The organism is Allorhizobium borbori (genome assembly GCF_014196535.1).
Lineage (GTDB): Bacteria > Pseudomonadota > Alphaproteobacteria > Rhizobiales > Rhizobiaceae > Ectorhizobium > Ectorhizobium borbori.
Map to the genome: position 1 here is coordinate 122,324 of NZ_JACIDU010000017.1, position 6,113 is coordinate 128,436.

The following is a 6,113-nucleotide window of genomic DNA, read 5'->3' on the forward strand; positions in this document are numbered from 1 at the left end:
CGGCCAGAAAAGAGGAAATCATGACTGATTATCTTGCCGATGTGAAAAAATACGATGCGGGTGCCGATGAGGCGGTGGTGCAGAAGATTGTCCGCCATCTGGGCATTGCGCTTCGCAACCGCGATTCCTCGCTGGTTTCGGCCACCGACAAGTCGGAACTCGACCGGGTCGTGGAGAAGTGGTGCGGAAAGAAGCTTGGCGTGACCGGCGCACCGGCGGAGGCTGCCGTTGCCGCCGTTGCCAAGACCATGGCCGCCGACCATTCCAAATCGCGGGTCACCTTCTATTATCTCGTCGCCAAGGAACTGGGCAAACTCGCCGACATCTGAGCACACAAGCTCTAGATTAGCAGTTTCAGTTCTTGGTTCCGCCGCCGCGAGGCTTTATGTATCCTGCCTCGACAGAATCGGCGGCGGAACCAATGCGTCAATATCTCGACCTTCTCACGCATGTGATGGAAAATGGCACCGACCGGGGCGATCGCACCGGCACCGGCACCCGTTCCGTGTTCGGCTACCAGATGCGCTTCGATCTTTCGGAGGGCTTTCCGGCGCTGACCACGAAGAAGCTGCATCTGCGCTCCATCATCTACGAACTGCTGTGGTTCCTGCGCGGCGAAACCAATATCGCCTGGCTGAAGGAAAACGGCGTGTCCATCTGGGACGAGTGGGCCGACGAAAACGGTGATCTCGGGCCGGTCTATGGTTATCAGTGGCGCTCCTGGCCGACGCCGGATGGCGGCCATGTTGACCAGATCGCCAATCTGATCGAGGGTTTGAAGAAGAATCCGAATTCCCGCCGCCATATCGTTTCCGCCTGGAACCCGGCGTTGGTCGATGAAATGGCGCTGCCGCCCTGCCACTGCCTGTTCCAGTTCTATGTCTCGGATGGCAAGCTGTCGTGCCAGCTTTACCAGCGTTCGGCTGATATTTTCCTTGGCGTGCCATTCAATATCGCCTCCTACGCGCTGTTGACGATGATGGTGGCGCAGGTGACGGGGCTGAAGGTCGGCGATTTCGTCCACACCTTTGGCGATGCGCACATCTATCATAACCATTTCGAGCAGGTGAAAACCCAGCTTGCCCGTCAGCCGAAGGCGTTGCCGGTGATGACCCTAAACCCGGCTGTGACGGATCTCTTCGCTTTCCGTTTCGAGGATTTCACCCTGAGCGGTTACGAGCCGGACGCGCATATCAAGGCGCCGGTGGCTGTGTGATGATCGACGGGATCGACGTCGTTATCGTGGTTGCGCGGGCTCGGAACGGTGTGATCGGCCGCGAGGGTGACATGCCCTGGCGGCTTTCGACCGATCTCAAGCGCTTCAAGGCGCTGACCATGGGCAAACCACTGGTCATGGGCCGCAAGACGCTCGAAACCTTCCCGAAGCTTCTGCCGGGCCGCCCGCATATCGTCGTGACGCGCAACGCTGATTACGTCCGTGAGGGGGTGACGGTAGTGGGTTCTCTCGAAGCCGGGCTTGCCGAAGGCGTTCGTCAGGCGAAGGAACTCGGCGTCGATGCCGTCTTCGTCGTCGGAGGCGGTGATATCTATCGTCAGGCGCTGCCGGTGGCTGATCGTCTGCACATCACCCACATTGATGCCGCACCGGAAGGCGACACGACCTTTCCCGCCATTTCTGCCGAGGACTGGGTGACCGAGGAGGAGCTGGCCGTTCCCGCCGGTGAGCGCGACGACCATGCGACGGTCTACACGGTTTACCGTCGCAGGGCCTGAGAAAGGCAAACTTGCCGCCCAAGTCTTTCGCATCTGACAACTATTTTACCTGAATTCACTTTCTCGCGAGACGCGTGCCGTTGAAAGCGCTGGGTGGCCTCCCTATAACGAGGCCATGAGTTTCCGTGTCGATTTCTTCGATGCGGAACGAAATGCGAGATGCAAAGAGGATTTGATGCCCTGGAGCAATCAGAATGGCGGCGGCCCTTGGGGCGGCGGCGGGGGAGGCGGCAACAATCAGGGGCCGTGGGGACGCGGACCGAACAAGCCGAGGGGCAATGGAGGTCCGCCGGACCTCGAAGAGATTTTGCGGCGGGGTCAGGACCAGTTCAAGAATATAGTCCCGGGCGGCTTCAATGGTGGCGTGGCGCTGATCGTTGTCGGCCTGTTTGCCGTTTTCTGGCTGATCCAGGCGATCTATACGGTGCAGCCGGATGAGCGCGGTGTGGAACTGCGCTTCGGCAAGCCGCGCGGCGAAGTCGCCGCACCGGGCCTTCACTTCCATCTGTGGCCCATCGACACCGTTGAAATCGTCAAGGTCACGGAACAGCAGTTGAACGTCGGCAGCCGTGCTGGCGCCAATTCGACCGCCGGCCTGATGCTTTCGGGCGACCAGAACATCGTCAACGTCCAGTTCTCCGTCCTCTACACTGTGACGGACCCGGAGGCTTACCTTTTCAACGTCGAGAACCCGTCTGACACGCTGCAGCAGGTGGCCGAAAGCGCCATGCGTGAAGTGGTTGGTCGCCGTCCGGCGCAGGATGCCTATCGCGACAACCGTCAACCCATCGAAGTGGACGTGCAGTCGATCATCCAGTCGACGCTTGATCTATACGGCGCAGGTATTGCGATTACCCGCATCAACATCGAGGATGTGGCACCGCCGCGCGATGTGGCCGATGCCTTCGAGGAAGTGCAGCGTGCCGGTCAGGACCGCCAGCGTCTCGTGGAAGAAGCCAACCAGTATTCCAACCAGAAGCTCGGTCAGGCCCGCGGTCAGTCCGCACAGATCCGCGAAGAAGCGTCCGCCTACAAGGATCGCGTCGTCAAGGAAGCCGAGGGTGAGGCGCAGCGTTTCACGTCCATCTACGAGCAGTACAAGAATGCGCCCGACGTGACGCGGACGCGCCTTTACCTTGAAACCATGGAATCGGTGCTGAAGAACTCCAAGAAGGTCATCATCGATGAGAAGCAGCCGGGCGTCGTGCCTTATCTGCCGCTCAATGAAATCGGTCGTCCGGCCGCTGCGCAGGGAGGCAAAGCACCATGAACCAGAACAGGCTTGTGATTACCCTTGCCGTTCTTGCGGCTCTGTTCGCGCTGGTCTATTCGTCGGTCTTCGTCGTCAACGAACGCCAGCAGGCTATCGTCGTCCGCTTCGGTCAGATCCAGAAGGTTCACAATGAACCGGGTCTGTACTTCAAGCTGCCCTTCGCCTTCATGGATGCGGATCGCGTGCAATATGTGCCGGATCTGTCGCTGCGTTTCGATCTCGACAATATCCGCGTTCAGGACTCGAGCGGTGCCTTCTATGAGGTCAACGCCTTCGTGATCTACCGGATTTCCGATCCGCAGCGATTCCGCGAAACCGTGTCGGGTGACCGTACGACGGCGGAAATGCGTCTTCGCACCCGTCTCGATTCCTCGCTGCGCCGCCAGTACGGTTTGCGCTCGATCGCGGCCGCCCTGTCGGATTCGCGAGCTGCGATGATGACGGAGGTGCGTAACGATCTGAGCGCGGATGCAAGCTCGCTCGGTTTGTCCATCCGCGATGTTCGCATCAGCCGCACCGACCTCAGCGACGATGTCTCGGAACGGACCTATAACCGTATGCGGGCCGAGCGTCTGGCAGAAGCCGAACTGCTGCGCGCCCAGGGTGCGGAAGAAGGACAGCGCCGCCGCGCCATCGCCGATCGTCAGGTCGTCGAGCTTGTGGCCGGTGCCCAGCGTGATGCCGAAATCCTGCGCGGTGAAGGCGATGCCGAGCGGAACCGCATCTTCGGTGAAGCCTTCCAGAAGGACCCGGCCTTCTTCGAGTTCTACCGCTCGATGAGCGCCTATTCCACGTCGCTGGCTTCGCCGGATACGACGCTGGTGTTGTCGCCGAACTCGCAGTTCTTCAATTTCTTCGGGAATGCTGCCGGTCCGGCGAAGCCTGCGAACTAAGTGGATATCATGTCGGACATTCTCACCGGTCTGGCATTCCTCCTGATTATCGAGGGGCTGGTCTATGCACTGGCCCCTCGATTTCTTGTTGAAATGGCGCGTCTTCTTCCCTCCATTCCCGAACAGCAATTGCGCGTGGCCGGGCTTTCCGTGATGGCCATGGGTGTTGCGCTGGTGTGGCTTATCCGTGGATGATAGCGCCGCCATCGCGAAAAGATGATTTCGCGTAAAGATGATCCGGCATATCCTGATCTCCGGCTTCGATCCGGGAGCAGGGGCGAGCGACAGGAAAGACACTGATGGCTTCTTCTTATTTTCTTCCGTGCCTGAAGCGACCCCTCGTCAGTGCGCTGGCGCTGGCCATTGCCCTTGGCAGCGTGCCGGTTGTCGGCGTACGGGTTGCCGCTGCGCAGGGTCAGGAATCGGTTGCCGACCTTGCCGAAGGCCTGCTCGATGCCGTCGTCAACATTTCCACCTCTCAGAAGGTGAAGCAGGATGAGGAAGGTGCGCCGTCCCCGACCGTGCCGGAAGGTTCGCCCTTCGAGGACCTCTTCGAGGATTTCTTCAAGGGCAAAGACAAGGGCAAGAGCAACCAGAAGGTCAACTCGCTCGGCTCCGGCTTCGTGATCGATGAAAAGGGGATCGTCGTCACCAACAACCACGTCATCGAAGGTGCGGATTCCATCGATGTGATCTTTGCCGACGGTACCTCGCTGCCGGCCAAACTGGTGGGCACCGATCCGAAGACCGACCTTTCCGTGCTCAAGATCGAGCCGAAGAAGCCGCTCAAGGCGGTCAAGTTCGGCGATTCCACCAAGATGCGCATCGGCGACTGGGTGATGGCCATCGGCAACCCGTTCGGCCTCGGCGGCTCGGTGACGGTCGGTATAATCTCGGCGCGCGGGCGCAACATCAATGCCGGCCCCTATGACAATTTCATCCAGACGGATGCTGCCATCAACAAGGGCAATTCCGGCGGGCCGCTGTTCAACATGAAGGGCGAGGTCATCGGCATCAATACGGCGATCATTTCGCCCTCGGGCGGCTCCATCGGCATCGGCTTTGCCGTGCCCACCGAGCTTGCTGCCAATGTCGTCAAACAGCTTTCGGAGTTCGGGGAAACCCGGCGTGGCTGGCTCGGCGTGCGCATCCAGCCGGTCACGGACGAGGTGGCGAAGAGCCTCAATCTCGAAAAGGCCGGCGGCGCGCTGATTGCGGGCGTCATCGAAGGCGGGCCGATCAAGAACGGTGAGCTGAAGTCTGGCGATGTCATCGTCTCCTTCAACGGCAAGAAGGTGAACGATACGCGCGACCTGCAGCGTATCGTCGCTGAAAGCCCCATCGGCGAACCGGTCGATGCCAAGGTGCTGCGTGCCGGCAAGGAAGAGACCGTGAAGATCACGCTTGGCCGTCTTGAGGATCAGGACGGTACGAAGGAGAGCAAGGTCGAGAACGACCCCACCGCCAGGGGCGAGGTGAAGCCCACGCCCGACGACGACAGTGGTGACGATGCCGCCTCGGCGGAAAGCGTGACGATCCTCGGCCTGACCGCGACCTTCCTCGATGACGATAGCCGCAAGACTTACAAGGTGAGTGAAAGCGTCGAGGGCGTTGTCATTACCGCCATCGAGCCGGGCTCCGCCGCTGACAAGGCTGGCCTCAAGGTGGGCGAGGTGATCGTGGAGATCGGCCAGGAGTTCATGGCTGCGCCTTCTGATGTGACGGACCGCATCACTGCGTTGAAGCAGGACGGCCGCCGCAGCGCGCACATGATGGTTGCCAAGCCCGACGGCGACCTGCGGTTTGTGGGCGTGCCGGTGGAGTAATCACCTTCCGGCTCAAAGGCCGGTGCGAGATATGACGATGGCAAATTCCACGTACCAGAGGATAAGCGTGGCGAGGCTCGCAAAAAAGAAGCCGATGCTGGCGTTGAATTGCCGCTGTCCGTAGCGATAGACCAGAGGCGGTATCAGAAGGAAAACGCCCAGAAAGATGGGGCCTAGGTGTTTAGTCCCGGCATTTGATGATGCGGATTGAGTTTAAACCGTTTTGGCTCTGTTGCCCAGATTTTGCAGATGAATTCGTAGGGCGTCAGGCCGCGCAGTGTCTTTAACCGCCGGCCGTAATTGTAGGCGTCAACGAAGTCATGAAGGTGGGCGGTTAACTGGGCATGGCTGTCGTAGTGGTAACGTTTGACAGTCGCTTCCTTGATC

8 protein-coding genes are annotated in these 6,113 nt (G+C 59.9%); 7 read left to right on the forward strand and 1 reads right to left on the reverse strand.

All coding sequences use genetic code 11. The features are described 5' to 3' along the window. Positions 1 to 20 precede the first annotated feature (20 nt). The 7 genes from GGQ66_RS18570 (at position 21) to GGQ66_RS18600 (ending at position 5,726) form a co-directional block, all read left to right on the forward strand. Positions 21 to 329 (forward strand): DUF2853 family protein, encoded by a 309-nt coding sequence (locus GGQ66_RS18570; RefSeq protein WP_183794412.1) that lies wholly within the window; start codon positions 21 to 23, stop codon positions 327 to 329. A 92-nt stretch (positions 330 to 421) separates the two neighbouring features. Beyond that, entirely contained in the window at positions 422 to 1,216 is a 795-nt protein-coding gene (locus tag GGQ66_RS18575) for a thymidylate synthase (RefSeq protein ID WP_183794414.1), read from the forward strand. Beyond that, entirely contained in the window at positions 1,216 to 1,734 is a 519-nt protein-coding gene (locus GGQ66_RS18580) for a dihydrofolate reductase (RefSeq protein ID WP_183794416.1), read from the forward strand. The genes GGQ66_RS18575 and GGQ66_RS18580 overlap by 1 nt, the downstream gene beginning before the upstream one ends. A gap of 175 nt (positions 1,735 to 1,909) precedes the next feature. Continuing rightward, positions 1,910 to 3,004: an FtsH protease activity modulator HflK gene (hflK, locus tag GGQ66_RS18585; protein WP_183794418.1), complete on the forward strand. Its 1,095-nt coding sequence runs from the start codon at positions 1,910 to 1,912 to the stop codon at positions 3,002 to 3,004. Then, entirely contained in the window at positions 3,001 to 3,900 is a 900-nt protein-coding gene (gene hflC, locus GGQ66_RS18590; protein WP_183794420.1) for a protease modulator HflC, read from the forward strand. Before hflK ends, hflC begins: the two co-directional genes overlap by 4 nt. Before the next feature lie 9 nt (positions 3,901 to 3,909). Then, positions 3,910 to 4,095 (forward strand): DUF2065 domain-containing protein, encoded by a 186-nt coding sequence (locus GGQ66_RS18595; protein ID WP_183794422.1) that lies wholly within the window; start codon positions 3,910 to 3,912, stop codon positions 4,093 to 4,095. A 104-nt stretch (positions 4,096 to 4,199) separates the two neighbouring features. Continuing rightward, entirely contained in the window at positions 4,200 to 5,726 is a 1,527-nt protein-coding gene (locus GGQ66_RS18600; protein ID WP_183794424.1) for a Do family serine endopeptidase, read from the forward strand. A 173-nt stretch (positions 5,727 to 5,899) separates the two neighbouring features. Here GGQ66_RS18600 and GGQ66_RS18605 read toward each other — a convergent pair. Then, a partial coding sequence (locus tag GGQ66_RS18605; RefSeq protein WP_183794426.1) for an IS3 family transposase occupies positions 5,900 to 6,113 on the reverse strand: 214 nt, incomplete at its 5' end.

Bases quoted from the DNA above. Each gene is read 5' to 3' on its own strand.
- GGQ66_RS18570 (WP_183794412.1), top strand. From the start codon at position 21: ATGACTGATTATCTTGCCGATGTGAAAAAATACGATGCGGGTGCCGAT.
- GGQ66_RS18575 (WP_183794414.1), top strand. From the start codon at position 422: ATGCGTCAATATCTCGACCTTCTCACGCATGTGATGGAAAATGGCACC.
- GGQ66_RS18580 (WP_183794416.1), top strand. From the start codon at position 1,216: ATGATCGACGGGATCGACGTCGTTATCGTGGTTGCGCGGGCTCGGAAC.
- hflK (WP_183794418.1), top strand. From the start codon at position 1,910: ATGCCCTGGAGCAATCAGAATGGCGGCGGCCCTTGGGGCGGCGGCGGG.
- hflC (WP_183794420.1), top strand. From the start codon at position 3,001: ATGAACCAGAACAGGCTTGTGATTACCCTTGCCGTTCTTGCGGCTCTG.
- GGQ66_RS18595 (WP_183794422.1), top strand. From the start codon at position 3,910: ATGTCGGACATTCTCACCGGTCTGGCATTCCTCCTGATTATCGAGGGG.
- GGQ66_RS18600 (WP_183794424.1), top strand. From the start codon at position 4,200: ATGGCTTCTTCTTATTTTCTTCCGTGCCTGAAGCGACCCCTCGTCAGT.